The 26,897-nt window shown below is 51.1% G+C and carries 22 protein-coding genes; 9 read left to right on the top strand and 13 right to left on the bottom strand.

Features of this window, described 5'->3' with window-relative positions; translation table 11 throughout:
- The first annotated feature begins 4 nt into the window (after window positions 1–4).
- Window positions 5–1,183, top strand: coding sequence for a serine hydrolase (locus RDO88_RS01900; RefSeq protein ID WP_307757745.1), 1,179 nt, complete (start codon window positions 5–7; stop codon window positions 1,181–1,183).
- 9 nt (window positions 1,184–1,192) lie between these two features.
- On the opposite strand, the gene metH is transcribed toward RDO88_RS01900, so the two are convergent.
- The 6 genes from metH to RDO88_RS01870 form a co-directional block, all read right to left on the bottom strand.
- Window positions 1,193–3,949, bottom strand: a complete 2,757-nt coding sequence (metH, locus tag RDO88_RS01895; protein WP_307757744.1) for a methionine synthase — start codon at window positions 3,947–3,949, stop codon at window positions 1,193–1,195.
- A 10-nt stretch (window positions 3,950–3,959) separates the two neighbouring features.
- Window positions 3,960–4,412 (bottom strand): SsrA-binding protein, encoded by a 453-nt coding sequence (gene smpB, locus RDO88_RS01890; RefSeq protein ID WP_307757743.1) that lies wholly within the window; start codon window positions 4,410–4,412, stop codon window positions 3,960–3,962.
- A 44-nt stretch (window positions 4,413–4,456) separates the two neighbouring features.
- A complete protein-coding gene (locus RDO88_RS01885) occupies window positions 4,457–5,032 on the bottom strand; it encodes a YIP1 family protein (protein ID WP_307757742.1) in 576 nt (191 codons plus the stop codon).
- Window positions 5,029–5,871, bottom strand: a complete 843-nt coding sequence (locus RDO88_RS01880; protein ID WP_307757741.1) for a hypothetical protein — start codon at window positions 5,869–5,871, stop codon at window positions 5,029–5,031. The genes RDO88_RS01885 and RDO88_RS01880 overlap by 4 nt, the downstream gene beginning before the upstream one ends.
- Before the next feature lie 145 nt (window positions 5,872–6,016).
- A complete protein-coding gene (locus tag RDO88_RS01875; RefSeq protein ID WP_307757740.1) occupies window positions 6,017–7,237 on the bottom strand; it encodes a hypothetical protein in 1,221 nt (406 codons plus the stop codon).
- 289 nt (window positions 7,238–7,526) lie between these two features.
- Window positions 7,527–8,024: a DUF4375 domain-containing protein gene (locus RDO88_RS01870; protein WP_307757739.1), complete on the bottom strand. Its 498-nt coding sequence runs from the start codon at window positions 8,022–8,024 to the stop codon at window positions 7,527–7,529.
- Between the two features lie 477 nt (window positions 8,025–8,501).
- Here RDO88_RS01870 and RDO88_RS01865 point away from each other — a divergent pair, with 477 nt between their 5' ends.
- From RDO88_RS01865 to RDO88_RS01850, 4 genes are all read left to right on the top strand, one after another.
- Window positions 8,502–9,203: an iron-sulfur cluster assembly scaffold protein gene (locus tag RDO88_RS01865; RefSeq protein WP_021846350.1), complete on the top strand. Its 702-nt coding sequence runs from the start codon at window positions 8,502–8,504 to the stop codon at window positions 9,201–9,203.
- A gap of 13 nt (window positions 9,204–9,216) precedes the next feature.
- Window positions 9,217–10,227, top strand: a complete 1,011-nt coding sequence (locus tag RDO88_RS01860; RefSeq protein WP_277121488.1) for a GGGtGRT protein — start codon at window positions 9,217–9,219, stop codon at window positions 10,225–10,227.
- 66 nt (window positions 10,228–10,293) lie between these two features.
- Window positions 10,294–11,697: a S41 family peptidase gene (locus RDO88_RS01855; protein WP_307757738.1), complete on the top strand. Its 1,404-nt coding sequence runs from the start codon at window positions 10,294–10,296 to the stop codon at window positions 11,695–11,697.
- Window positions 11,698–11,819: 122 nt separating this feature from the next.
- Window positions 11,820–12,701, top strand: a complete 882-nt coding sequence (locus RDO88_RS01850; protein WP_307757737.1) for a PfkB family carbohydrate kinase — start codon at window positions 11,820–11,822, stop codon at window positions 12,699–12,701.
- An 85-nt stretch (window positions 12,702–12,786) separates the two neighbouring features.
- On the opposite strand, the gene RDO88_RS01845 is transcribed toward RDO88_RS01850, so the two are convergent.
- The 3 genes from RDO88_RS01845 to RDO88_RS01835 form a co-directional block, all read right to left on the bottom strand.
- Window positions 12,787–13,893, bottom strand: a complete 1,107-nt coding sequence (locus tag RDO88_RS01845) for a PepSY domain-containing protein (RefSeq protein WP_307757736.1) — start codon at window positions 13,891–13,893, stop codon at window positions 12,787–12,789.
- A gap of 20 nt (window positions 13,894–13,913) precedes the next feature.
- The gene (locus tag RDO88_RS01840; protein WP_307757735.1) at window positions 13,914–15,326 is read right to left on the bottom strand and encodes a DUF4374 domain-containing protein; all 1,413 of its coding nucleotides are present in this window, start codon (window positions 15,324–15,326) and stop codon (window positions 13,914–13,916) included.
- Window positions 15,327–15,550: 224 nt separating this feature from the next.
- Complete coding sequence (locus RDO88_RS01835; protein WP_307757844.1) at window positions 15,551–17,899, bottom strand: TonB-dependent receptor domain-containing protein; 2,349 nt, start codon at window positions 17,897–17,899, stop codon at window positions 15,551–15,553.
- Between the two features lie 348 nt (window positions 17,900–18,247).
- On the opposite strand from RDO88_RS01835, the gene eno reads away from it, so the two are divergent.
- A complete protein-coding gene (gene eno, locus RDO88_RS01830) occupies window positions 18,248–19,528 on the top strand; it encodes a phosphopyruvate hydratase (RefSeq protein ID WP_307757734.1) in 1,281 nt (426 codons plus the stop codon).
- 61 nt (window positions 19,529–19,589) lie between these two features.
- Here eno and queF read toward each other — a convergent pair whose 3' ends face one another.
- The 4 genes from queF to RDO88_RS01810 all read right to left on the bottom strand — a co-directional run bounded on the left by queF (window position 19,590) and on the right by RDO88_RS01810 (window position 23,116).
- Entirely contained in the window at window positions 19,590–20,045 is a 456-nt protein-coding gene (gene queF / locus RDO88_RS01825; RefSeq protein ID WP_307757733.1) for a preQ(1) synthase, read from the bottom strand.
- 12 nt (window positions 20,046–20,057) lie between these two features.
- Window positions 20,058–20,738, bottom strand: coding sequence for a 7-cyano-7-deazaguanine synthase QueC (queC, locus tag RDO88_RS01820; RefSeq protein WP_307757732.1), 681 nt, complete (start codon window positions 20,736–20,738; stop codon window positions 20,058–20,060).
- A gap of 44 nt (window positions 20,739–20,782) precedes the next feature.
- Complete coding sequence (locus RDO88_RS01815; RefSeq protein WP_307757731.1) at window positions 20,783–21,463, bottom strand: queuosine precursor transporter; 681 nt, start codon at window positions 21,461–21,463, stop codon at window positions 20,783–20,785.
- 180 nt (window positions 21,464–21,643) lie between these two features.
- Entirely contained in the window at window positions 21,644–23,116 is a 1,473-nt protein-coding gene (locus tag RDO88_RS01810) for a hypothetical protein (protein ID WP_307757730.1), read from the bottom strand.
- Window positions 23,117–23,833: 717 nt separating this feature from the next.
- On the opposite strand from RDO88_RS01810, the gene RDO88_RS01805 reads away from it, so the two are divergent.
- The 3 genes from RDO88_RS01805 (at window position 23,834) to RDO88_RS01795 (ending at window position 26,862) form a co-directional block, all read left to right on the top strand.
- Entirely contained in the window at window positions 23,834–24,835 is a 1,002-nt protein-coding gene (locus RDO88_RS01805; RefSeq protein ID WP_307757729.1) for an NAD(P)-dependent oxidoreductase, read from the top strand.
- Window positions 24,836–24,969: 134 nt separating this feature from the next.
- Window positions 24,970–25,692: an MBL fold metallo-hydrolase gene (locus RDO88_RS01800; protein ID WP_307757728.1), complete on the top strand. Its 723-nt coding sequence runs from the start codon at window positions 24,970–24,972 to the stop codon at window positions 25,690–25,692.
- 21 nt (window positions 25,693–25,713) lie between these two features.
- Window positions 25,714–26,862: a DUF4468 domain-containing protein gene (locus RDO88_RS01795; protein ID WP_307757727.1), complete on the top strand. Its 1,149-nt coding sequence runs from the start codon at window positions 25,714–25,716 to the stop codon at window positions 26,860–26,862.
- The last annotated feature ends 35 nt before the right edge of the window (window positions 26,863–26,897 follow it).

The following is a 26,897-nucleotide window of genomic DNA, read 5'->3' as shown; positions in this document are numbered from 1 at the left end:
ACTTATGAAAACAAAGAAGAGAACCATCCTCCGCCTGCTCATCGCTTTGGTAGCAGTGCTTGCCATTGTCTTTGCCTCCCTTCCCTACTACGCCCGTCAGGCACTCATCCACTGGATGCCTGTCATCGACGACCTCGAAACTTTCCACCGACACACGGTACACCACAACCCTGATGACGTGTGGCGTTGGCCTCTCTCTGCCAACTATAACCGTTACCAACTAGAGAAGAATGATGCCCATTATCTGGACAGCCTGCACACCGTATCGTTCCTCGTCATCCGTCGTGACAGCATCGTCTTCGAAAGCTACCGCGACGGATGGAATGACACGCTGACCTCGAACATCTATTCTGCCACGAAGACCATCGTGGGACTGCTGGCAGGCATCGCACTCAACGAAGGGAAAATACACAGCCTGGACGACCCTGTGTCGCGCTATATACCTATATATAACAAAGGCAGGCAAGCCGATGTCACCCTGCGCCATCTGCTCACCATGAGCGGCGGCATGGCGTGGGACGAGGCGTATGCTTCGCTCTTCTCCGTCACGACACACGGTTATTATGGCAACGACCTTTACGATCTGGTAACCGGCTTGGATGTAGTTGACCAGCCCGGAGTACAATATTCCTATCGCAGTGGCGAAACGCAACTGCTGGCCTTCGTCATCGAGGCCGCCACAGGCCAGACCCTGAGCGAATATGCCGAAGAGAAACTATGGAAACCCATGCAGGCCGAACGGGATGCCTACTGGCTGCTGGACAAGAAAGACGGTGACGAGAAGGCTTTCTGCTGCTTCCACACCACGGCGCGCGACGTGGCCCGTTTTGCCCGCCTGCTGCTGCATCGCGGCAACTGGCACGGCCGGCAACTGGTATCCGAAGCCTACATGGACGAACTGATGCGCCCCGCCTCGTACCTGAAAGACCAATGGGGCAAGGACACACTCAGCTACTACGGTTTCCAGACATGGATTATGGACTATCACGGCATGCGCTGCCCCTACCTGCGCGGTATGCTGGGACAATACATCATCGCCATCCCCGACCTGGATGCCATTGTCGTGCGTCTGGGCCGCAAGCGTTGCGACGTATACAACCGCGAGATAACGACCGACATCACACGGTATATGGACATCGCAATGAAGATACTGGGGACGGCAAACAAGAATGTTCTGCAATAAAAAGCCCCGCTATTTACCGCCAAACAAATCGAGACGATTCTCGCGGGCCTGCTCTATCGATATTGGGTCTGCCTGCTTTGCCCCGCTTCCTGCCAACAAAGAGGCTTGTTCACGGTTGAGTTCCTGAACGAATTCTTCCTTCAGACGGGGATTCATCAGCCGGGCTGCCACCGTGGCATTCTGGGAAGCATCTTTCAGATGAACGACCGGTGCATGGTAAACAGGAACAATCTTCAAGGCTGTATGCAAAGCCGAAGTCGTAGCTCCACCAATCAGCAAGGGAATATCCAACCCTGCTTTTTCCAGCTCCGAAGCCACATGCACCATTTCGTCCAACGAAGGAGTAATCAGACCACTCAGCCCGATCATGTCTACCTTCTCGGCCTTGGCACGCTGAACAATGACTTCGGCTGGCACCATCACGCCCAAATCGATGACCTCATAACCGTTACAAGCCATGACAACGCTGACAATATTCTTGCCGATGTCGTGCACATCGCCTTTGACCGTGGCCAGCAACACGCGGCCGGCCGAAGCCATGCCTTCGGGCTTCTCGGCCTCAATGGCCGGTTGCAGGATGGCGACAGCCTTCTTCATGGTGCGGGCCGTCTTCACCACCTGAGGCAGAAACATCTTGCCTGCACCAAAAAGATCGCCCACATGGTTCATGCCTGCCATCAGCGGACCTTCGATGATGTCTACTGCCTTGGGGTAGTTATTCAGGGCCTCTGCCAAGTCTTCTTCCAGATAGTCGGCAATGCCTTTGGTCAATGCATAGGTCAGACGTTCCTCCAGCGTGCCGCTGCGCCATGCCTGCTGGGCGGAAGAGGAAGCAGAAGCGCCGCTGGCCTTCTCCGCCTCCTTTTCGGCTTTCAAACGTTCGGCGGTCTCAATGAGCCGTTCGGCAGCATCGGGACGACGATTCAGCACCACGTCTTCAATGCGCTCCAACACATCGGCAGGAATATCGGTATAAAGGACGGACGAAGCGGGGTTGACGATGCCCATATCCATACCCTCGCGGATGGCGTGATAAAGGAATACAGCGTGCATGGCCTCGCGGATATAGTTGTTGCCACGGAAAGAGAACGACAGGTTGCTGACACCTCCACTGACATGAGAGCCGGGCAGGTTACGGCGAATCCACCCCGTAGCACGGATGAAGTCGACCGCATAGTTGTCATGCTCCTCCATGCCGGTAGCCACGGCCAACACATTGGGGTCGAAGATGATGTCCGAAGGACGGAAACCCACTTCATCGACCAGCAGACGGTAGGCACGCTGACAGACGGCGATACGGCGTTCGTAGGTATCGGCCTGCCCCTGCTCGTCGAAAGCCATCACTACCACGGCTGCACCCAGACGACGAATCAGACGGGCATGCTCCAGGAATTTGGTTTCTCCTTCTTTCAACGAAATGGAGTTGACTATAGCCTTGCCCTGCACACACTTCAATCCGGCCACGATGACATCCCACTTCGAGGAGTCGATCATCACCGGCACACGGGCAATATCGGGTTCGGAAGCTATCAGGTTCAGGAAGGTCGTCATCTCCTGACGGGCATCGAGCAGGCCGTCGTCCATGTTGATATCGATGACCTGTGCCCCGTCTTCCACCTGACGGCGGGCAATGCCGAGGGCTTCCTCGTAGTTCTTTTCATTGATGAGCCGCAGGAACTTGCGCGAACCGGCCACATTGCACCGCTCGCCCACGTTGACGAAATTGTTCTCGGGCTTCACTTCCAGCAGTTCAAGGCCGGAAAGCCACAGGTGTTCTGACGGGGTGGCAGGTGTATGAGGAGCCGCACCTTCCACCAGAGCAGGAAAGCGGGCAATGTATTCTTCGGTCGTACCACAACAGCCGCCGATGATGTTCACCAACCCTTCGCGTACGTATTCGCCTACTTCGAGAGCCATCTCGTCGGGCGTCTGGTCGTACTGCCCCAGGCTGTTGGGCAGGCCGGCATTGGGATAGGCACTGATATAATAGGGGGCGCGGGCAGCCAACAGCTCCAGGAAAGGCTTCAGCTGACGGGCACCGAACGAGCAATTCAGACCCACGGAAAAGATATCGGCATGTTGTACGGAGGCCAGAAAGGCATCCAGCGTCTGGCCCGACAAGGTACGACCGCCCGTATCGGACACGGTGACGGACAACATCAGCGGCACACGTCGGCCTACCTTCTCCATCGCCTGCTCTGCCGCATAGAGGGCAGCCTTGGCATTGAGGGTATCGAAGATGGTTTCTATCAGCAAGGCATCGACTCCGCCCTCCAGCAGGGCAGTCATCTGCTCGCGATAGGCATCGGCCAAGTCGTCGAAGGTAAGGGCACGATGGGCAGGATTGTTCACGTCGGGGCTCATGGAGCAGGTCTTGTTCGTAGGACCTACGGAACCGGCCACGAAGCGCGGCTTCTCTGCCGTCGAACAGGCGTCGGCCGCCTGACGGGCCAGCCGGGCAGCAGCCAGATTGATGTCGCGCACGCAATGCTCCACATGATAGTCGGCCTGGCTGATGCGCGTGGCGTTGAACGAATTGGTTTCGATGATGTCGGCACCGGCAGCCAGGTATTTGTGATGGATGTCCGACACAATGTCGGGTCGGGTAAGGCAGAGCAAGTCGTTGTTGCCCTTCAGCAATCCGGGTATTTCTTTGAAACGTTCGCCACGAAAATCGGCCTCTGTCAAGTTGTATCGTTGTATCATGGTGCCCATCGCACCATCCAGAATAAGGATGCGTCGGCGCACCAGGTCTTCCAGTTTCATAAAATCGGTTTTATCGTTTGAACATGCGGTCCATGTCGCGCTTGTCGGCCTTTTCCTTCAGCGCTTCGCGTTTGTCGTATTGTTTCTTGCCTTTTGCCAGAGCCACCACCAGTTTGGCCAGTCCCTTTTCGTTGATGAAGAGACGGACGGGCACAATGGTAAAGCCCGGGTCCTTGGACGTACGCTCCAGCTTCTCCAACTCCTTGCGGGTGAGAAGCAGCTTACGCTCTCGGCGGGCGTTGTGGTTGTTGTACGAGCCGTAGAAATACTCGGCCACGTGCATATTCTTCACCCAAAGTTCGCCTCCCGCAAAGTAGCAGAAAGTATCGACCAGGCTGGCCTTGCCCTGACGGATGGACTTGATTTCCGTTCCCGTCAGTACGATGCCGGCCGTATAGGTGTCAATCAGTTCGTAATCGAACGTCGCACGCTTGTTCTTTATGTTTACAGGGGCTTGTTTCATTGAAGTTGATGAGTTTTTAAGTTTTTGAGTTTGGATGCCTGCCGTCAGTTCAGCACAACCGTCAGCTTGTTGAATACCCACTCAATCAGTGACGGACAGACAATGAGCAGCACGGAAGCCATCAGAGTGAAACGCAGGCGGTGGACGTCGGACACACTGAGCAGGCGGGCACAACCTTCCCACACGATGTAGACGGTATAGAATTGCAGAAGCATCGCAATGACCTGAAAATCGGGCAGAATGCCCAAGATAATCCGCAACAGGAAGACTACCACCAGCGAATAGCCGGCAAACTGCTGTACCAGCGGCAGACGGCCGGGCATCGACATCCAGCGGATGCTGATTTCGTTGATGAGATAAGCGGCCAGAAAATAACCGCCGAACAGGGCTACCGCACAGGCACAGCAACGCGTCATGGCGTACTGAAAACTTTGCGGACCGCCCCACCCCATCGTGAGCAACGCACCGATGAAGACGGACAACCCGCATAAACCAATCATAGGATAGACAAAAGCCGTAAAGACTTTCCGCCTATCCTCTTCCAAACGAATTTCCTCCCAGGCTTGCGCCGGGGAGGAAATCAGTCGCAGGGTTATATTTAAAAGTTCCTTATAATTCAATTCAAATCATCATAAGTGTTAGTATAATCTGTACGTTTTGTAGGCATCGTTGCCCCTCCAGTCAAATCGGCATCTTCATACATAGATAACGTGATGCTTGTAGGCAGATGTCCCGTCGTCTGTTCAAAATCATACAATGCATTATCTATACGGAAACCATACCAGTTTTGATATAATGCACTAGCACCATCATCATCTCCCTCATCATGACAAAGATAAAGTTTCAAATCTGTCGCATCAGCTGACAATTCATCATGTACATATACCAAACGAATATTATGTTTTTCAAATTCTTCCTGACCATTAGTCAAAAACCAACAAGCATACATATATAACATACGACTATTTCCATAAAAATCAAATTTTACAGAATTCCCATTGTTACCGGTCATATTCATCAAAGTAATAGGAGCTGTTTCATATTTGTAACTCTCCAAATCTTCCATCGTATTCACGTTCTCCACATCAGCTGTATTCGCCTTGGCAATATTTACTAACTCTATTTCATATTCTTGTGGCGTATCCGTATTGGCAACAGGAGGAGTTATCGGGTTACCGTTTTCATCTATACTCCATTTGAAATAAATAAATGCCATTTCTACACCATCAAAATCAAAACCTGCCTGTTCCATCTTTCGCACGGATTCCTCACTTGCATTATAAGTATTACCAGCAGCATCACTGAAGATAGCTTCTCCCCACAGTCCTCCAGCATACTCAACCTTGGCCAAAAAACCACCGTCATACAAAGATTCACTTTCCGAATTCAAACATGAAGTCATAAATAATCCTGCAAAAATAAGCAGAATAATGTTCATAGCAAACAAATATCCTTTCATTATTGTTTCATTTTATAATTAGCACTAAATTCTATTGCATTAATTTTCATAGCAAATTTACACAATCATATTAACTCCTTTATGATTGATATTGATGTACAATCTCAAATTATATTCCATAGATGAACTAAATCAATAATAACTATCATCTATTTCCAAATGCGTTTTCAGGAATAATAATATGGTCAACATCTGACGGAATAACACTTGTATGTAATAATGAATCATTATCCATATCATAAACTTCATAATATAAATCAGAGCAAACAATCCCCCCCCATTTTCCTTTTACTCTAAATTGTTTGCCACGTTCTTCTCCACTAACCTTCTCAACTGTTAAAACATATGTCAAACTTGCACTATACATCATTTCAAATATACTTATACGACATGGAGAATGAGGAGGAACAGTTACCTTAAATGAATGTTTTATTGAAACCAACTTATTAATTGTTTCCCCAAAAGAAGCAGAACTACTAGATGTCACAGTACTACTTACATCACCTCCAAATGAAATGTAAGCTAATGGCACTTCAAATCCCCATTTATAATTTTGCTGATTTTGGACAGTAAGACCTTCAGTTTCAGAAAAGGTACTAGAAATCGAAAAAGACTGCGAAACTTCCAAATTATGTTCAATACTATGATTCTCATCTTTAATCAGTACACTAGTACAATAACGAGGAATTTCCATCACATAATCACCTAAATCAACAGCCTTTTCGTATTGTATACCCACCAGCCTATATTCGCCCACAGGTATTATCTGCCATTGTGAATAATCTCCAAACAAATTCTCTTTATATGTCAAATCAGCACTATTCTCCGATGATGGTTGTAAATGCAAAGGAATACGTCCTGCTCCTATACGCAAAGCCTTCCAGTCCATTTGGTAATTATCATCAGCAGAAACAAATCGAACTCCATAAGAATCAAATCGATTATCACATTGAAGCACGGGAAATGTGGGATTATCAAACTCATAAACGCCTTTATCGCCCGATAATATAACTGGGTAAGAAGAACTTCCACACATATTGTTTCCTTTTTTTAATTCAACTTCCCCATTACTATTTAAATACCATCTCTGTCTTCCAGATCCATCATCATCACTGACTAATTTAACCGTAGCACCATTTGTTTCAGCAGACAAATATTTCAAAGTTGAATTCCCTACATTAACTATATTTATAGGAACGCCTTTTATTTCCTCCAATGGGTCAAAATCCGCAATAGAACTTGTTGCTTTTGTTAGTACTTGATTATTAGAATTTACCACTAATTCATCAATAACTCCCTCCTGCCGTTCACAAGAATACATAAACGACATAAAAAAAACAAAAAAAACTTTTACTACAACTTTCATATACTTAATTTTAAAATTGATATTTTCTACCAAGATTTATATTAGTGCAAATATAAACAAATTAATATACCACATTTATTTTAAAAACTCTTTTTACACACAAATACTGCATCAAAAAAATCCAAATTAGCATTTATTTGAACTTCAACCACCCCAATTCAACATCCTTAACTTTTTTCAAGAGACATCAATCTTGCGAAAAGCACCGCTTTGCCGACGGAAAAACAATGCTTTGCCGAGGAGAAAGCAATGTTTTGTCCACCACAAACGAAAGTCGCTGAAAGCCGACCTATACCACTTCGGCAAAGAGTTCCATATGGTCATCTACATAAGAAGCGACCATCGCCGTAAACTGCTCCTCCTTTTCCAGAAACTCATCCTCCAGATCGTCGAAGGCTTCGTACTGCTCATACATGGCCATAAACTCCTCGTCCGTACGCTCGCGCTCCAAGTCCGCCCGATGGGCATCGTAGATTTTCCTGGCTTCATAAACGAGCTTGGACAAGTCGGACAGCCCCCACAGACGCATCACACGGGCAAAGGGATTGTCGAAGATGTAGCCTCCGTAACCGTTCTGGATGAGCTGGCAGAAGCCGCCCTCCATCACTTCGTCGCGAAACAGCTGATAGGCCAGCAGGCTGTGCTGCTCGCCCGTGAGCAACGACATGCCCTGCGGCGTGAACTGCCCGCCCATCGCCTCCATATAGGCATCGGCAAAAACTTTGATGAACGCGTCCATTCCTTCGCTTGCCGCCCGACGCAAGGCGGCGTCACTGATTGCTACCATACAAGAAAGTTTAATAGGAAATCGGTTGCAAAACTATAAATAAACAGGGAAAGGAAAAAACAATTGCGGGCAAAAATGCCGGCGGCAAGCCTCCCACGTCGCCGCACCTATAATATCACGTCGTCTTCCCTTGCAAGACAGCATGCACAAGATGGCATCTCATGCTGCACAAGATGGCATCTTGTGCAACGCAAGATAGCATCTTATACCTGTTACCCTCCTTACATAGGCCCCGATGCAAAGCCACAAGCCTGCCGAAGGCGGGATTGCAAGACAAAAGAACGACGCTACGCATGTACGCCCCCATATTGCAAAGCCCACCTGCCAATCTGCCCGCCTTTGTTTTTCATTACTTATTTTTTGCAAAAAACTCAAATCAAAACATTGGTAGGATGGAAGAAAACGGTTAACTTTGCAAACGGTTTTACGAAGTGGAACTGCGTTTTTTAAATTATAACTAACTAAAAAGAGCTAATTATGACTTATTCACACGAAGTGGAACACATGTGTGTTGTAAAGAAAGGTCCCAACCACGGACCGGCTCCTATTCCCGAAGAAGGTAAATGGGTAAAAGCTAAAGAAATCGTTGACATCTCTGGTCTGACACACGGTATCGGATGGTGTGCCCCCCAGCAAGGTGCTTGTAAATTAACCCTCAACGTGAAGGAAGGCGTTATCCAGGAGGCTCTGGTAGAGACTATCGGTTGCTCCGGTATGACTCACTCCGCCGCCATGGCTTCTGAAATCCTTCCGGGCAAGACTATCCTCGAAGCCCTGAACACGGACCTCGTTTGCGACGCCATCAATACGGCCATGCGTGAACTCTTCCTGCAGATCGTTTACGGACGTACTCAGTCAGCTTTCTCAGAAGGCGGTCTGATGATCGGTGCCGGCTTGGAAGACCTCGGCAAGGGTCTGCGCAGCCAGGTAGGTACGTTGTATGGCACTTTGGCCAAGGGTACCCGCTACCTCGAAATGGCTGAAGGCTATATCAAGACCATCGCTCTGGACAAGGACGATCAGGTTTGCGGCTATGAATTCGTTCACCTGGGCAAGTTCATGGACGAGATCAAGAAAGGCACAGACGCCAACGAAGCTCTGAAGAAGGTAACCGGTACTTACGGACGCTTCAGCAAAGAGGCCGGTGCAGTTAAATACATTGACCCACGTAAAGAATAAGGAGGAAGGAAATATGATTAGAGAAGTGAAATTTGAAAGCCAAGACCGTCGTATCAAGCAAATTCTTGCTGCTCTGAACGAAAACGGTATCAAGGACATCGAAGAAGCTAACCAAATCTGTGAATCATACGGTCTCGATCCTTACAAGACTTGCGAAGAAACTCAGCCCATCTGCTTCGAAAATGCAAAGTGGGCTTACGTAGTAGGTTGCGCCATCGCCCTGAAGAAAGGCGTGAAGACAGCTGCCGAAGCTGCCGAAGCTATCGGTATCGGTCTGCAGGCATTCTGCATCCCCGGTTCTGTAGCCGACGACCGTAAGGTAGGTCTGGGTCACGGTAACCTGGCAGCCCGTCTGCTGAGCGAAGAGACCAAGTGCTTCGCCTTCCTGGCCGGCCACGAATCATTCGCCGCTGCCGAAGGTGCCATCAAGATTGCCGCCAAGGCCGACAAGGTTCGTAAAGAGCCTCTGCGCTGCATCCTGAACGGTCTGGGTAAAGACGCTGCCATGATCATCTCCCGTATCAACGGCTTTACTTACGTTCAGACTCAGTTCGACTACTACACTGGCGAGCTGAAAGTTGTGAAGGAAATCGCATACAGCGACGGTCCTCGTGCCAAAGTGAAATGCTACGGTGCCGACGACGTTCGCGAAGGTGTAGCCATCATGTGGAAAGAAGGCGTAGACGTATCCATCACAGGTAACTCTACCAACCCGACCCGCTTCCAGCACCCCGTTGCAGGTACGTACAAGAAAGAACGCGTACTGGCAGGCAAGCCCTACTTCTCAGTAGCCAGCGGTGGTGGTACAGGCCGTACCCTGCATCCTGACAACATGGCTGCCGGTCCTGCTTCTTATGGTATGACCGATACTATGGGCCGTATGCACTCTGATGCTCAGTTTGCCGGTTCTTCATCCGTTCCTGCTCACGTAGAAATGATGGGATTCCTGGGTATCGGTAACAACCCGATGGTAGGTTGTACAGTAGCTTGCGCCGTAGACGTAGCTCAGGCTTTGAACAAGTAATCCTATTTACTTTATGATAGACAAACTCCTGCAATCGGAATGGTTGCAGGAGTTTTTTTCCCATTTATGAAACGACTCCTCTTTCACCTGACCGTTGCATGCCTCGCCATACTGGCATCTTTTACATCGTGCGGAGAAGACCGCACAGGCGAATACTATGCCCTCATCCGTACCAAAACCTGGATGTATCAGACCATGCAGAACTACTATCTGTTCTATGAAGACCTGCCCGCCGAATCGGAACTGGATTTTTTCATGACACCCCAGGAATTTCTGAATGCGGCTGCTTCGGAGAAAGACAAGAAAAACGGAGTTGTTTACTCGCATGTCGACTCGGTAAAGACGACTGCCTCTACCCGCTCTCTAAGCGAAAACCCCACCTACGGCTATGAAGCCGTCATGTTGAAAGCTCCCAATGGCGACTATGCCTTACAAGTGCTCTACACCCAGCCCAACTCGCCCGCCGAAGAAGCCGGATTGAAACGTGGAGACATCATCATTGGAGCCGACAGTATAAAGATTGGTTCGAGCGACTACGGCAAATATGTCAGCCATCCCACAACCGCCCATACCTTCACGCTGGGCACCTACAACGCCGAACTGGCCAAAATGGATACGACCGGTACCCTGCAAATGCCCGCCCCCCGTATCATCGAAATACAGAACCTGCTGAAGACAAGCCTCATCCGGTCGGGTAACCGCAGGGCAGCCTACATCCTTTACAACGAATTCGGCCAGAATGATATCACCCAATGGCAATCGCTCTACAGCCAACTGGCCTCTACACAACCCGATGACATCATCCTCGACCTCCGCTACAACCCGGGCGGATACGTATCTACCGCACAAACGTTGTGTACCCTGCTCGCTCCTTCCAGTGCAATGGGACAACCCATGCTATACATGACCCCCAATGACAAAATAGGCACGGTAGAAAGTTACAACTTCGACGCAACTCTTCTTCCCGGCGGAAGCAGTCTTTCTTATCAGAACCTGTACATCCTCACGTCGGGCAATACAGCATCGGCTTCGGAAATCATCATCAACTGTCTGCGCCCCTATCGGACAGGAAATTTGTATCAGGTAGGCAGCGCCACATTCGGAAAGAATGTAGCCCAAGCTCTCTATACGGACGAACAGGAACCTTTGCTCGAGCTATGGCTGACCACCTACTATCTGAGCAATGCCGACGGTTACAAAGATTACGATGCAGAAGGACTTCAACCCGACTTCAATCTGTCTGAAATCTATGGTTCTGCTTTGGGCGAACTGGGTTCGGAAGATGACCTGCTGATGCAACCAGTATTGATACACATGGCTACAGGAGCTTTCCCCAGCAACCCGGAAACACCCGCCACACGAGCAGGTCTGCACGCTACAGATATGAAAGTTGTACGCAGTTCTATAGACGAAAAGCCTCACAATACACGTACCGACCGTCAGCCTTATTGCATATCGGACCAGAATTGAATCCTTTAAACGGTCAATTTTTCCTTTTTCTTCATGAAAACTGAAACAAAGTCTTTCAGTTTTCAAAACGAAAAGCAAATATTGTGTACCTTTGCAGTCCGAATACAAGAGAAAAGAAGAGAATGAACCATAAATTATGCTGCATCGGGTATATCACCCGCGACAAAATTGTAACACCTGACAATACCGTCAACATGCCGGGAGGCACCGCTTACTATTTTGCAAAGGCTGTCAGCCGCCTGCGAGCCGAGAACTTTTTGCTGGTCACTGCATTGGCTGAAGAAGACAAGGCTGCAGCAGAAGAAATAGCCAGCGAAGGCATCGAAGTGAAACTGGTACCCACCGTCCACTCGCATAGTTTTGAAAACATTTATGGTAGCAATCCCAATGAACGCCGCCAACGGGTCACTGCACAGGCCGATCCGTTCTGCATAGCTGACCTCAAGGACGTAGAAGCCAACATCATTCACCTGGGTACCCTGCTGGCTGATGACTTCTCACTGGAAGTCATCAAGTACCTGGCCAGTCGAAGTACACTGGCCGCCGATGTGCAAGGATTCCTCCGTAAAGTAGAAAATGAAAAGGTATATCCTGTAGATTGGATTGAAAAGAAGGAAGCCTTGAAGTACATACACACGCTGAAAGCCAACGAAAGCGAAATGGAAGTTCTGACAGGATGTAACGAACCGCACGAAGCGGCCCTGCTTATTGCCGACTGGGGTGTAAAAACAGTTTTGCTGACGTTGGGCGACAAAGGTTCACTCATTTACAGTGGAGGCCAGTTCTACGACATCCCAGCCTACCCCACACTGAAAGTTGTAGACGCCACCGGATGTGGAGATACCTACATGGCCGGCTATCTGTACAAGCGCAGCCTGGGTGCTTCTTACCAGGAAGCAGGATGCTTCGCAGCAGCCATGTGTACCATCAAGCTCCAATCGCACGGCCCATTCTGCGGAACAGAAGAGTCTGTCAATGCAATTATCTCAAGCATTCGATATTAAAACTGATATAAAGAAATGCGGGTAACCATGAACAAAATATTCTCCGGTTACCCGCATTTTTTATAGTAAGAGATGCCAACACCTATTATTTCCTGCGGCAAATACGCCTAATCCACAAATAATAACCTGTCAACGGAAGTGTGGCACCCAGCATGGCAGCCAAAAACCAGAGAATCCGTGTCGTCACTCCTCCCCAGCTACCTGTATGTACCGCATAAATCCAGCCTCGTATCTTACCTGAGTTGTCTTGCTTACAATAAAGCGTACAGCCCGTCAACTCGCCGGTACGGGAATCGAAAGTATAACGGTCCGTAGCGCGAGTATTACCATAAGAACAAGCCGGGATGCTGGCCGAACCGTCGGCAATGGTAATCTGTGAGGCATCGGGGTTCTCCTGACGCAAACGGTCATACACACCTTGCCAATGAGCCGTTCGGTTACCTTCTTTTTTATTACGTGAGTGTTTCTGCCCGGCAGCTGCATTTCCATGGCCCATACCCGATTTTGCCTCCACTCCGAAAAGAGAGTAAAAACCAGTACGGTACCAGCCAAAGGACCACGTAAGTCCCGTCAGTGCCATGACAAGCAACAGAAGCAGGGCATACATGCCACCAGCCACATGCAGACCATACCAGAAGCTACGCCAGCCTTTACGGACCCGTATTTTCAGGCTGTTTTGCAAAGCCTTCCGTGTACGCGGCCACCAAATGACGACACCCGACACGAGCACGAAAACAAACAGAAGGGTACTGACGCCCACCACCATTTTGCCCCAAAAGACCCCGTCGCCCAAGGGTCGGCTGTCCAGCAGCCAGCGATGCAGACGGAACATTGTGGCAAAGAAAGGCAGACGTTCCGAACGGCCTGTCACTTCACCGGTAAAAGGATTGGCATAAACCGATGCCCGTGACGGTTTGGACAATGACAACTGCCAAGCCTTCTCCGGATCAGAAAAAACAGTAACCCCCGTCACACGGACATCATCGGGCAAAGTAGCCGATACCCGCCGCACGACCTCTTCTATTGGCAGTGGCTGACACCCCTGCGAATCCACATCAAACACTTCGGGATGTGCCCATTGTGTCACTTCCCGCTCAAACACCAACATAGCGCCCGAGAAACAGACAAGCGTAATAATCAGTCCGAAAGGTACGGACAACCACAAATGGATGTTACGAAACAACTTTCTCATCGTTCATTCTTTATCAATAATCATTCACTCTCCAATCGTCCCACACCATTGAGCGAAGTGGCTTTCACAACCAGACCTGCAGTAGCTGTAGCCGACGAAGGCTCCACTCGATAAATCGTAGGATAACCCGACTCGGTAGTCACAGCGACATAGGCCGCACCATCTTCCATATAGGGGGTATTGCCGAAACCGCTTACATCCGAAGGCAAGCCGCTGACAAAGGAAAGATTGCCATTAGTAACGTTGAACACGGCCAAACGGTTCGCTACTTTGTCCGAAGCAGTGATTTCTTTGTCATACATCAGCAACAGGAAATAGTTGCCTCCTATATACCAGCTGCGCAAGAAAGAAGCCCCATCGGCTTTCTCCTCCAAGTTGTAATAGTAAGCATCGTCGAAAGTCTCGGTCGTTGTATTGATGCGCACCACGCCGGCGGGCAGAGTGGTCTGCTGACGAACATCACTCATCGTCTTGGCATATGAGGGCGAGAATACGTACATGTAACCGTCGTCGGCCAGCCAGTTCATCTGGTAGTACTGCGAGCGGTTGCGCCCACAGGCATAACTGATTTTGTCGGTCTTGATGAGTTTGTAATCAGTCAAGGTCTGATCGTTGAAGATAGCCATCCAACATTCGTCGGGATATTGGGTCCATTGCAATTCGTCCTTGTCGTAAGCACCGCTACCGCTTCCGCCGGATTCTGTCTTGATAAGGTCTTCGTAACCGGGACGAACCCATTTATAGCTTCCGTCGGCATTCCGCTGCATGCAACCGTACTGACTGAGCCCCATAGGCACGGCAGCGGCATAGAGCTTGCTGCCCACTTGCGTCAGTCCGGCCAGAGTGACGTACTCGCCATTACCCAAAAAGTTTTCAGAAAGGAAAGGAGTCGAGACATTCACCGTATTGCTGGTATAGGTCTGACTTTCTACGTCAAGATAGGAGGCCAGAAACGATTGTGGTACATAACCGTTTTCATCCTTCAGCTCCGAAGGACCGTCGCCAGTAGAGGTAGTCATGATATACTTATCATAAAAACCATAAGTAGTAAAGCGGTTGACGTAGTATTCTTGCGAACGTTTCTCCAGTGCACCCTCTGTGTTCATCACAAACGATTGTGTAGTACCCGCCTCGCCCTGATTATAGTTCAAGGCATAAAGGTAACGGTTGGCATAGAACACCCAGTAGGTGGCACCTTCGTTTACCAAACCGTTCCCTTGCGTCGTAATCTCGCCCTCGTCAAGCGAGGGGGCAGTCAGCAACACATAGGTGTCGGTACTGCTGCTGGTCACGGTGGCAGCTATCACATAATTTCCTTTGGAGGCATTGTTAGCATTGTTTCCTCCGTTCTGTTCGTCTTCCGAGCAGGAAGCGAGGGCCATGCCGCCCAGTGCGACGGCAAAGAGGCCTGTCAGTAATTGATTTGTTTTCATGTTCTTCTCTTTTTTATGTAATTGTTTCTGTTTGTTCCGATGGCAGTCGTGGGACAGGTTTCCGGCACACTTCCCCTACGCCTCAGCATGGCCGAAGCATGGGGAATGCATACAATCATCCGGGATGATTATAGGAATCATCCGCATTGATAGCCGGAATCATCCGGGATGATTGTACCCTCATGTCTGTAAGCAGACGGGCAGAGGTGCTGAGGGTGGCAGGCTCAGTTGCCGAAGCAGACGCGCACCTTACCGTAGAAGGCGCGCCCGGCCTTCTGGAGACTGAAGTTATCGTAGAGATCTTCATCCGTAAAATTGCGGCACTCCACAGAGAAGTTGTAACGACCGTTCTTCAGGCTGTAGCTCAGCGAAAGATTGTGGGCAAACTGGTCGGGCACAATGTAGTCGCTGCTGCTGCCGATCACTTCGGAATAGTAGGAAAACGCATGTGTCCACTGGTTGTCGTAGGTCAATGTCAACACATTCCCCTGTCCACCCAAGTTGTGCCAATAGAGGTTAGCGTCAAAGTCGGCAAAGCGGTAGGGCACATTGGGCATGCGTGAGCGGTAACCTAAATTTTCCACTTCATTACCCGAACTGCCTATCTGATAGCGTTCATTGTCGCGTACGTCCATTTGGGTGAAGTTACCACCCAGGCTGAGCCAGCGTCCCAGGCTATAGCGGGCAGATAGATTGTACCCCTTGGTCAGCACGTTGCCGTAGTTGATGTAAGTGGCATTCTCTTTACCGCCACTCAAATCCTGTACGTTGCGCTGGATGTAGTCGTGCGTATCGCGATAGACCAGCCCGCCCTCCACGTAGACAGAGTGACGCCCCCAAGTCTTGCTGTAACTGAGGCTTAAGTTCATGTTGTGACTACTCTCAGGACGAAGGCTGATTTGCCCGCTCTCCAGATCCTCGTCACCGAACATTTCTTCGATGGTGGGCAGACGGTAGGCACGCTCATAAGACAACTTGGCCTGCATCCCTTCTACAAAGAAGTAAGTACCTGCCGCGCCGTATCCCCAGGAACTGACTGTGCGGCTGGTACGCACATAGTTACTGCCCGTGTCATCTTCGGCCATAGGTCCTGCCACATATTGCCGGTAGTGTTTGCCGAAGACGGAAAGGTTCCATCGCTCTGACGGCATCAGGCGGTAAGAAAGGCCTGTGATGCTCTTGCGCGTCTGTTTGGCAATGGGGTCGGTCTGTGCCTCGGCAGCCAGCAGCGAAGTGTTATCTCGACTGAAGGTGCTGAGTACATGGTTCAATGTAAACTGATGGATACGGTTCAGACGGTAGTTCAGCGTGGCCGTAGCATTCCAGTTGTTGTTGTCGGCCCGGCTGTACTGGCGCGACTGTTCGCCGGGCGTATTCAGTGGATAACGTTCGCCCAGCCAGTTGTATTTGTAGTGTGCAGTGTCCACATTGGTGGTGGCATTACGGTTGTAGTTGGCAGAGAGCATCAAGTCAAGTCCCTTCAACAGAAGGTCCCGCTTACTATACTCCACCGAGGGGATGAGCGAGTGACCGAAGCGGTGCTTCTCACCGAAGACTGTCTTCTGGCGGACACCCGTCTGGATGTCTTGATACATATGCGACCAAATGAACCCCAGCATCAGACGGTCGGCCCACGACTTGTCCACGAAGCCAGCCTTGGCAACAACGGCTTCGTTGTGATAGGTGTCATTGAAGCGCTTTACACGCACCAACTCCTTGTCGCTGAAGCTGCCCGTCTCGAAGTTCAGCACAGGGGCATCGACATAATAATTGTTGTCCGAATAGTTCTGGAAGGCATTCACCTCATAAGTAAAGCCGTTCTTGAAAGTCTGTCCAAAGCGAACATTAGACTTGTGCGTATTGAACGAACCATAGGAATAAGACGCATCCACAAACCAGCGGCGACGCTGTTTGCCTGTCACGATGTTGATGACACCACCAATGGCATCTGTACCGAAGCCTACGGGCACCACACCTTTATATATTTCTATGCGCTCGGCAAAACCTACAGGAATGTTATTCAAGCCGAACGAACTGCCCGTTCCTTCCTGGGGTATACCGTCAATGAATACCTTGACATGCTTGCCGCTGAAACCGTCCATCATCACCTGCATGTCCGACCCCACGCCACCCGATTCACGCAACTTCATGCCCGGCGCCTTAGCCAACGCTTCACTCAGGTTCTTGGTGGTGTTCTGCAATTCCTTGGTATCGACAGCCACGGCGTTGAAGGCCGAACGCTTGACACGGTTCACTCCGGTCGAAACGATGGTTACCTCGTCCAGCATCTGTATATCAGGAGTGATGGTAATGTTCACTTCCCGTTTCTCTCCACGCCGCAAGTCAAATGGTTGTTCTACCGTCTTGTAGCCTACGGCCGAAACGACCAACGTATAGCGACCCGCCGGAGCCTGAATATGGAAACGCCCTTCACCGTTGGTGGTACCTCCGTAAGAAGTACCCTTCAGATAAACAGTGGCAAAATCAACCGTTTCTTCCTCGGTCGAGACTACTTTTCCCGATATAAAACAATGCTTTCCTTCACGATGAGCTTCCTGTGCACGGAGCGTCATGATTCCCAGCAGGCACAACAGGCCTGCTATTCCCAATGTAAGTGTAGTTGTTTTCAATCTCTTTCTGCTCTTTGTTTCCGACTGCAAAGTTCCACAGAAATCATTTTTCCCACAATCGCCTGTTGTCGGTATTTCATCTGCCTCTCCAGCCTGTCTTCCCCCAGAAACATCCCTATCAATAGCCATATTTAGGTAAAACACTTCGCACATACCTACTTCCGTGTATCTGTTCTCCCACCTTTCCCTACATCTGGGTATTGGATAAAACAAAGCTTTCCACGAACTTTGCACAACAGAAAAGTGTTATATGAATACCAACGATTATAAACCCTTTAAAACAAGAAACGTATGAAGATAGAAAAAATCATCGCCCGCGAGATACTCGATTCACGCGGCAATCCCACCGTAGAAGTAGACGTAACACTGGAATGCGGCGCCATAGGCCGTGCTGCCGTACCCTCGGGTGCATCGACAGGCGAACATGAGGCCCTGGAACTGCGCGACGGCGACAAGCAACGCTACAGCGGCAAGGGCACGCTAAAGGCTGTAGAAAACGTGAATAAGGTAATAGCTCCCGCGCTCATCGGCCTGTCTGCCCTGAACCAACGCGCCATCGACCACCGCATGCTGGAACTGGACGGAACACCCACCAAGTCGAGACTGGGTGCCAATGCCATCCTCGGCGTGTCGCTCGCCGTGGCCAAGGCTGCAGCCTGCGCGCTCGACATTCCTTTATATCGGTATATCGGCGGCGTGAATACCTATGTGTTGCCCGTACCCATGATGAACATCATCAACGGCGGCTCGCACAGCGATGCCCCCATCGCCTTCCAGGAATTCATGATACGTCCCGTCGGGGCTCCGTCGTTCCGCGAAGGGCTTCGCATGGGTGCCGAGGTATTCCACGCCCTGAAGAAGGTGCTCCACGACCGCGGGCTCAGTACAGCCGTGGGCGATGAAGGAGGTTTCGCTCCTGCCCTGAATGGAACGGAAGATGCACTGGACAGCATCATGTCTGCCATCCGCGCTGCCGGATACGAACCGGGACGTGATGTAAAGATTGGTATGGATTGTGCCTCCAGCGAATTCTATAAAGACGGCGTGTACGACTACACCCTCTTCGAAGGCGCGAAAGGCAAGAAGCGCACCACCGACGAACAGATTGCCTACCTGGAGGAACTTATCAACAAGTATCCCATCGACTCCATTGAGGACGGTATGAGCGAGAACGACTGGGAAGGCTGGAAACAGCTGACAGAACGCATCGGACACCGCTGCCAACTGGTGGGCGACGACCTCTTTGTTACCAACGTGGAATTCTTGCGCAAAGGTATTGAAATGGGTTGTGCCAACTCCATCCTCATCAAGGTGAACCAGATAGGTACTTTGAGCGAAACGCTCGATGCCATCGAGATGGCCCACCGCCACGGCTACACCACCGTCACCTCCCACCGCTCGGGCGAGACGGAGGATGCTACCATCGCCGACATTGCCGTGGCCACAAACAGCGGGCAGATAAAGACCGGCTCCCTGAGCCGATCGGACCGCATGGCCAAGTACAACCAACTGCTCCGCATCGAGGAGGAGCTCGGTGACCTGGCCGTATATGGCTACCGACGCATCAGGTAACCTGCAACGACCATAGATTTTACTTGGGAATGCCCTCCGCCGGCGGAGGGCATTTTTCGTATTATTCCCGGTTCATCAGCCGCTGCTCGGCCATGCGCTCGTATTTGGTACCGGGACGGCCGTAATTGGCATACGGATAAATGGAGATACCGCCACGAGGAGTGAACAGGCCTGTCACTTCGATGTACTTGGGATTCATCAGGCGGATGAGATCCTTCATGATGATATTCACGCAGTCTTCGTGGAAAGCGCCGTGGTTACGGAAGCTGAAGAGATAAAGCTTGAGACTCTTACTCTCTACCATCTTCACGTCAGGGATGTAGGAGATACGTATCTCGGCAAAGTCGGGCTGCCCGGTGATGGGGCACAGACTGGTGAATTCGGGGCAGTTGAAACGCACCCAGTAATCGTCCTCGGGATGTTTGTTGTCGAAAGCTTCAAGTACTTCGGGAGCATAGTCCTGCTTATACTCGGTCTTGCGGCCCAACAGGGTCAGTTGGTCTTTCAGTTCTGTCATTGTTCAGATGATTTAAAGAGGTTTCTTTTTGAGGTACATGTTTTTGTTCGCCAGGTATTTCTCCAGCCCTTCACGGCGGAGCTTGCAGGCAGGACAATGTCCGCATCCGTCGCCGGGAATGCCGTTGTAGCACGTCAGCGTGTCGTGGTGCACCAGGTCGAGCACACCCAGTTCGTCGGCCAGCGCCCAAGTCTCGGCCTTGTCAATCCACATCAGCGGAGTGTGGATGACGAACTGCTCGTCCATAGCCAGATTGAGCGTCACGTTGAGCGACTTGATAAAAGCGTCACGGCAGTCGGGATAACCACTGAAGTCGGTCTGCGATACCCCCGTCACCAGGTGGTTGATGCCCCGCTCGCGTGCATAGACGGCGGCAATACTCAGGAAGAACAGGTTACGGCCCGGCACAAAGGTGTTGGGTACACCGTCCTCGGGCTTTTCCTGATCCATCACCATCGAGGTATCGGTCAGCGAATTGTGGCCCAGCCTACCAATGAACGACACGTCCATAACATCAAAATCGACACCGGCCTTTGCGGCAATCTGCCGTGCCAGTTCCACTTCTTTCTGATGTTTCTGCCCGTAGAGGAAGCTCAGGGCAACTACTTTCTTGAATTCACGTTTGGCCCAGAACAGGCACGTGGTCGAGTCCTGCCCACCGCTGAACACGACCAAAGCTGTATCACGATTCATACACACAATTCATTATTCATTGTACATTGTTCATTATACATTGCTCAGATTTCCTTCACCTTCCACACCTTGTAGGAGATGCCTTCGTCGTAGACATCGCTGCCGTCGATGCGCTTCACGGCCTTCACCACGCGGATCGTGACGGGCAGGATAACGACCTCATAGGCCGACTTCAGCAGAATCTGCAAACCCATCATCACCGCCAGTTCGCGCCAGGCGATGACCCCGCCGAAGGCTACAGGGAAGAAGATGAGCGAATCGGCCGTCTCGCCCACCACGGTGGACCAGATGGCACGCGCCGAGAAGTTGCGTCCGCGGCTGGCTATCTTCATGCGGCTCATGACGTAGGCATTGAGAAAAGAGCCTACCAGAAAGGCCATCAGACTGGCTGCCACAATGCGTGGCGCCATACCGAAGACAAAGTTAAAGTGTTCCTCGCCCTCCCAAAACGGAGCGGCAGGCAGCGATACGGCTATCAGCCCCAGCGTGACGACGAAGAAGTTCATCACAAAGCCGCTCCAGATGATGAGACGAGCCTTGCGGAAGCCCCAGACTTCGGCAATACAGTCGTTGATGATGTAGGAAATGGGGAAAACCAGCAATCCGGCGGTAACGGTGAGGCTGCCCAGCTGGATGACCTTGGTCTCGAGAAGATTGGCTGCGATGAGGCAAACGTTGAACACAATGCCCATCAGCATAAAAGATACAGATACTTTTTGCTTCATACTCCTGTTTTTTACGTGGTTGTCCTAGAATACACGGCCGCTATTCACGGCATCTCATTTCAAAATCGGCCGCAAAGATAAGCTTTTCTGCGCAAACGGCCAACAGGAAAAATAAAAAGAGGCTGCCGGCAATGCCGCCGACAACCTCCCAAGTAAATATTTCAAAGGGAAAAACGAGTGTCAGAACTTATAGTCGATACCTACGCCGAACACCTTGTTCGTGCGGGTGAACACATCGGTACCCGGCAATTTGGGCAACTGGGAAGCCACGGACTCGGGCAGGCCGATGTTCTGAAGCTTCTGCGCCATGTTGTTGTAGTCGCTGCTTTCGCGGGTATAGTCCTCGTAGTTGGTCCAGAAGTAGGCAATGTTTAGGTTGAGATTCTTTGCCAGCTTGATGCCCGCACCGAAACCGAACGACCAGGAACTGGTAACAAAACTGATGTCTTCCATGTAGTCGTCCGTCAGGCCGTACTTCGTGCGCTGCATACCACCGCTGATCTGTATGCGCTTGTGCACATCCCATTCGATACCGGCCAGGTATTCGTTCGTACCGGCCGAAAGCAACTTCTGCTTGTCGTTGGCCATATCGGCCTGCTTGTCGAAGAAGTGGTGGTAGCCCACAGAAGCACGGAGCGTAGGCAACAGGTCGTAGGACACACCGACGGTGAGCAGGCCGGGGATGTCGCTGGGTGTATTGATGCCGTGGTCGTAGGCAGGGAAGCCGGTCGTATTGACACGCGTGTCGTTCTCCACATTCAGGTTGGTATTGAATTCATACTTCACGCCGACGTTCAGCTTCTTCCAGTTGAAGTCGAGGCCGATGATGGGCGTCAGTCCCCAGCCTTTCTGGTCGCAATCCAACTCCTTGTCGGTGGTTGCTTCGGCCAGCTTGGTCAGCAACGCCTTCTTCTGGAGCAGTTCGGCCGGAGCATTGTCGGGTATTTGCGAAGCCAGTCCCTTGAAGGCATCCGAAGCCGGCACCATATTTTCCGTACCCGGCATATTGATCTGGATGTCGCGCAGGTAGCCCGAGTAGTTGTTGCTCACGTAGTTCATGCGACCGCCCACGAAGGCCGAGAAGTGTTCGTTTATCTTATAGGTGACGCCCAGCTGAACGCCATAGAAGAACTGGCTGCCCTCCATATAGCTGTCCACGTTGTAGCGGTTGATGCCCATGCTCTGTCCGAAGACGGGCAGCATGGAGATGATGGACTCGAACGAGGCCAAGCCCTGGTTGAACGTAGCCTTACCGCCACCGCCCGTCACGGCAAAACTGCCCGAAAATACCCAGTCGCCGTTCTTATAGGCCGCCTGGAAGCTGGGAATGACGGGAGCCGAAGCCTCGCCCTTGAAGAGCTTGGTGGCATTGCCCCCGTTCTGCACGCCATAGGCAAAGGGAGCGAAGGTGGAAGTTATCTGACGCGTCTGATAGGCGCTCTGGATGTTCAGCGACAGATGCAGGCCGTCGCCACCCTCGATGAAGGCCAAGCCGGCCGGATTGGAGTAGACGGCATCGATACGGGTCGAAGCGTCGCGCGCCAACATGCGCAAAAACAAGATATTCTGATTGGTGTTTGCAAGGAATCCTCCCGCAAAAGTTGGAATTGAAACCATCAGCAGCGCTGTGCCGATTAACAAGTTTTTTCTCATTCGTTCTTTTTTTTATTGATTTGCGGGCGCAAAGGTACAACAAAATTGCACACCGGCAATAGCTTTGTGCAAATAATCGGTTCAAAAGGGCACTGATAATTGAAAAACAAAACAGTTTCCAATGAAACGACCCACGGAGTCATTCCTTCTGTTTCCCTGCCGGCCCTCACATTTCCCATCGGTTGACATTCTGTCAGAAAGTGACACTTTGATTTTTAAACCGCCTGAGAATCGCTTCTTTCGGAGCGAAGGACGAGCCGGTCGGAAAGGACGAAGCAAGAAACACCTTACCAGCTATAAGACAGACGGATAGCGAAATATTTACATTTCAACCAGCAGAAAAAAGTCTGGAAAAACGACGTTTTGGAACGGCAAATACAACTTTCCCAGCCCAAACCTACCGTCTTCCCACACGAAACATACAATCTAACGAGAGAAAACAATGCTTTTCCCCACAGAAAACATACGATTTGACGAGGGAAAAGCGACGGTTTTCCCTGCTTAAAGGTGCTTTCCGACGACTTTTGGGCGACCTTTTCCCTCATTTTCCGCGCTATTTGCGCGTTTCTGACAAAAGCTGTTGTCAGCAAAAAGAACCGAATACTATCTTTTTGTCAGCCCAAAACCCCACTTTCCTAACCAACAAACTTTTTCGGCACAACGTTTGTTATAGATAAAAAACGAACATAAATCGATTCTAATAAAGATCCGTAAATCATGGCAACAACAATCGCATTCTTCGGCTCGAAGCCCTATGACGAGGCTTCGTTCAACGAAAAGAACAAGGACTTCGGCTTCGAACTCCGCTTCTATAAGGGACACTTGAACAAGAACAACGTCATCCTGACGCAGGGTGTGGACGTGGTATGCATCTTCGTAAACGATACGGCCAACGCCGAAGTCATCCGCCTGATGGCCGCGAACGGCGTCAAGCTGCTGGCCCTGCGCTGTGCGGGATACAACAATGTGGACCTGAAAGCCGCCGCCGAGTGTGGCATCGCCGTGGTGCGCGTGCCCGCCTACTCGCCCTATGCCGTGGCCGAATATACCGTGGCCCTGATGCTCTCGCTCAACCGCAAGATACATCGTGCCGCATGGCGTACGCGCGAGGGCAACTTCTCCCTGCACGGCCTGCTGGGCTTCGACATGCACGGCAAGACGGCCGGCATCATCGGCACGGGCAAGATTGCCAAGAAGCTCATCAGCATCCTCCGCGGATTCGGCATGAACATCCTGGCCTACGACCTCTATCCCGACTACAACTTTGCCCGCGAGAACCAGGTGGTCTACACCACGCTCGACGAACTTTATCACAGCTCGGACATCATCTCCCTGCACTGCCCCCTGACGGAGCAGACAAAGTACCTCATCAACGACTACTCCATCAGCAAAATGAAGGACGGCGTGATGATCATCAACACCGGCCGCGGACAGCTCATCCACACCAACGCCCTCATCGAAGGGTTGAAGAACAAGAAGATAGGTTCGGCCGGCCTGGACGTCTACGAGGAGGAGAGCCAGTACTTCTACGAAGACCGCTCAGACAAGATCATCGACGATGACACGCTGGCCCGCCTGCTGTCGTTCAACAACGTCATCGTCACTTCCCACCAGGCTTACTTCACACAGGAGGCCCTGAGCAACATCGCCACCACCACCCTGCAGAATGTCAAGGACTTCACGCTGGGCAAGGCATTGGAGACCGAAGTGAAGCTCTGACAGGTACGGCAGCACACGGACACGGCATCCGTGCGCTGCTTCCTGCGCTTTCAAAAAAATCAATAAAATAGTTGCTCCAGAGCGGAGTTTCAGCCATTTTTTCGTAATATTGCAGGGTGTACGAAGAATAAAGCATGAAACTGGACTATATATACCACAGTGGTTTTGCCATCGAGGCGGACGAAGTGACCGTTCTTATCGACTATTGGAAAGATTCACCCGATGAATCGGGACGGGACCTGGTACACGACCGCCTGCTACGGCGGCCGGGTGCCTTTTACGTTCTCGCCACCCATTTCCATCCCGACCACTTCAACCCCGAGGTGCTCCGCTGGCGTGAAGTCCGTCCCGACATCCGTTACATTTTCTCGAAAGACATTCTGAAACACCGGCGTGCCTCGGCCGACGACGCCCTCTATATAAATAAAGGTGGGGTCTACGAGGACGACCATCTGCGCATCCAGGCCTTCGGTTCAACCGATGTAGGCGTTTCCTTCCTCCTCGACCTCCAAGGTCTCCGCCTCTTCCATGCCGGCGACCTGAACAACTGGCACTGGAGCGAGGAATCCACTCCGCAGGAAATCCGCAAGGCCGAAGGCGACTACCTGGCCGAAATCCGCAACCTGCAGCAGGAATCGCCTGCCGTCGACGTAGCCCTCTTCCCCGTTGACCGTCGGATGGGCCGTGACTACACGCGCGGCGCCCTCCAGTTCGTAGAACGGATAAAAACCCGTATCTTTGTACCCATGCACTTCGGCGACGACTACGAAGGCGGAAACGCCTTCCGTCCGCAAGCCGAAGCCCACGGCTGCCGTTTCCTTACCATCGGCCGCCGGGGCGAAAGTTTCGACATCTAACAACAAAAAAAATAGAACGCAATGAAAAAATTGACTCAACTCCTATTCGTAGTCTTCTGCCTCTGTCTGCCTACCGTACTCCAGGCCCAGAAGCGTGATGACAGCAAGTACCTGGCCGGAGCCGTTCCCGAAGAAGACGGCAAAGTAGTTTTCAGCAAGGAATTCAGCATTCCCGGCATGTCGCAGGACGAAATCTATGCACGCATGAAGAAGTGGATGGAACTCCGCCTGAAGAAAAACCAGAACGAAGACAGCCGCGTGGTCTATACCAACCAGGAAAAAGGCCAGGTGATAGGCATGGGCGAAGAATGGATGGTATTTGCTTCCACCGCCCTGTCGCTGGACCGTACCCGTATCAGCTACCAGCTCAGTGCCTTCTGCCAGCCCGAAAAATGCGAATTCCGCATCGAAAAGATACGCTACACCTATCGCGAAGGCCGCGACCAGGAAAAATATGTGGCCGAAGAATGGATTACCGACGAATACGCGCTCAACAAGAAAAAGACCAAACTGGTGATGGGCCTTGCCAAATGGCGAAGAAAGACGGTAGACTTTGCCGACAACCTTTGTGTAGAAGTAGCCGAGGCTCTGAGTGCTGCAAGCATCGACCAGATTGTTGTACAAGGTGGTGAAGAAGAAGAACCTGACGCTCTGTTCGGAGGAAAGAAACGCAACAAAAAAGATGAAAAGGAACCTGAAGGAGTAAAGAAAAGCCTCGTCAACTCCGGCACGACAGTCATCGCTACCAAGAAACAGATTGCAACAGTACCTGAAGCAGCACAAGCGCAACAAAGTGCAACAGCAACTTCACAATCCGGACAGCTCAAGGAAGTGGCTCCTGACCAACTGCCAGCCGAAGCCATCCAGATTGGTACCGGAAAGCTGGTTATCGTCATCGGCAACGATGCCTTCAACATGACCATGATGACAGCCAACGCCGGAGGTTCGCTGGGCAAGATGTCCGGCAAGCCGGTAGTCTATACTTTCCTCTCGCCCGACCAGCCGCACGAACAACTCGACAAGGCCGAAACCTACACCGTCCGTTTCTACCCCAACGGCCAGCAGGAACCCAGCGTCGTACTGGAATGCAAGAAGCTGCCCTCGCAGGAACCTCTCGAAGGCCAGCCGCGCATGTACATCGGTGAAATTGTGAAGGCACAGATGAAATAAAATCAAGAGTATATTACAAAGCACCACGGATTACT

The sequence above is a fragment of the uncultured Mediterranea sp. genome (genome assembly GCF_902493215.1).
Lineage (GTDB): Bacteria > Bacteroidota > Bacteroidia > Bacteroidales > Bacteroidaceae > Bacteroides.
Note: the sequence above shows the minus strand (reverse complement) of the source record. Positions and strands in the feature narration are given on the sequence as shown.

Excerpts from the sequence above, each read along its gene's own strand:
- RDO88_RS01880 (WP_307757741.1), bottom strand. The coding sequence starts at position 5,871 with ATGAAAGGATATTTGTTTGCTATGAACATTATTCTGCTTATTTTTGCA.
- RDO88_RS01860 (WP_277121488.1), top strand. The coding sequence starts at position 9,217 with ATGATTAGAGAAGTGAAATTTGAAAGCCAAGACCGTCGTATCAAGCAA.
- RDO88_RS01840 (WP_307757735.1), bottom strand. The coding sequence starts at position 15,326 with ATGAAAACAAATCAATTACTGACAGGCCTCTTTGCCGTCGCACTGGGC.
- RDO88_RS01900 (WP_307757745.1), top strand. The coding sequence starts at position 5 with ATGAAAACAAAGAAGAGAACCATCCTCCGCCTGCTCATCGCTTTGGTA.
- eno (WP_307757734.1), top strand. The coding sequence starts at position 18,248 with ATGAAGATAGAAAAAATCATCGCCCGCGAGATACTCGATTCACGCGGC.
- RDO88_RS01870 (WP_307757739.1), bottom strand. The coding sequence starts at position 8,024 with ATGGTAGCAATCAGTGACGCCGCCTTGCGTCGGGCGGCAAGCGAAGGA.
- RDO88_RS01800 (WP_307757728.1), top strand. The coding sequence starts at position 24,970 with ATGAAACTGGACTATATATACCACAGTGGTTTTGCCATCGAGGCGGAC.
- metH (WP_307757744.1), bottom strand. The coding sequence starts at position 3,949 with ATGAAACTGGAAGACCTGGTGCGCCGACGCATCCTTATTCTGGATGGT.
- queF (WP_307757733.1), bottom strand. The coding sequence starts at position 20,045 with ATGACAGAACTGAAAGACCAACTGACCCTGTTGGGCCGCAAGACCGAG.
- RDO88_RS01845 (WP_307757736.1), bottom strand. The coding sequence starts at position 13,893 with ATGAGAAAGTTGTTTCGTAACATCCATTTGTGGTTGTCCGTACCTTTC.
- RDO88_RS01865 (WP_021846350.1), top strand. The coding sequence starts at position 8,502 with ATGACTTATTCACACGAAGTGGAACACATGTGTGTTGTAAAGAAAGGT.
- RDO88_RS01815 (WP_307757731.1), bottom strand. The coding sequence starts at position 21,463 with ATGAAGCAAAAAGTATCTGTATCTTTTATGCTGATGGGCATTGTGTTC.
- RDO88_RS01805 (WP_307757729.1), top strand. The coding sequence starts at position 23,834 with ATGGCAACAACAATCGCATTCTTCGGCTCGAAGCCCTATGACGAGGCT.
- RDO88_RS01850 (WP_307757737.1), top strand. The coding sequence starts at position 11,820 with ATGAACCATAAATTATGCTGCATCGGGTATATCACCCGCGACAAAATT.
- RDO88_RS01810 (WP_307757730.1), bottom strand. The coding sequence starts at position 23,116 with ATGAGAAAAAACTTGTTAATCGGCACAGCGCTGCTGATGGTTTCAATT.
- smpB (WP_307757743.1), bottom strand. The coding sequence starts at position 4,412 with ATGAAACAAGCCCCTGTAAACATAAAGAACAAGCGTGCGACGTTCGAT.
- RDO88_RS01855 (WP_307757738.1), top strand. The coding sequence starts at position 10,294 with ATGAAACGACTCCTCTTTCACCTGACCGTTGCATGCCTCGCCATACTG.
- RDO88_RS01795 (WP_307757727.1), top strand. The coding sequence starts at position 25,714 with ATGAAAAAATTGACTCAACTCCTATTCGTAGTCTTCTGCCTCTGTCTG.
- RDO88_RS01835 (WP_307757844.1), bottom strand. The coding sequence starts at position 17,899 with ATGACGCTCCGTGCACAGGAAGCTCATCGTGAAGGAAAGCATTGTTTT.
- queC (WP_307757732.1), bottom strand. The coding sequence starts at position 20,738 with ATGAATCGTGATACAGCTTTGGTCGTGTTCAGCGGTGGGCAGGACTCG.
- RDO88_RS01875 (WP_307757740.1), bottom strand. The coding sequence starts at position 7,237 with ATGAAAGTTGTAGTAAAAGTTTTTTTTGTTTTTTTTATGTCGTTTATG.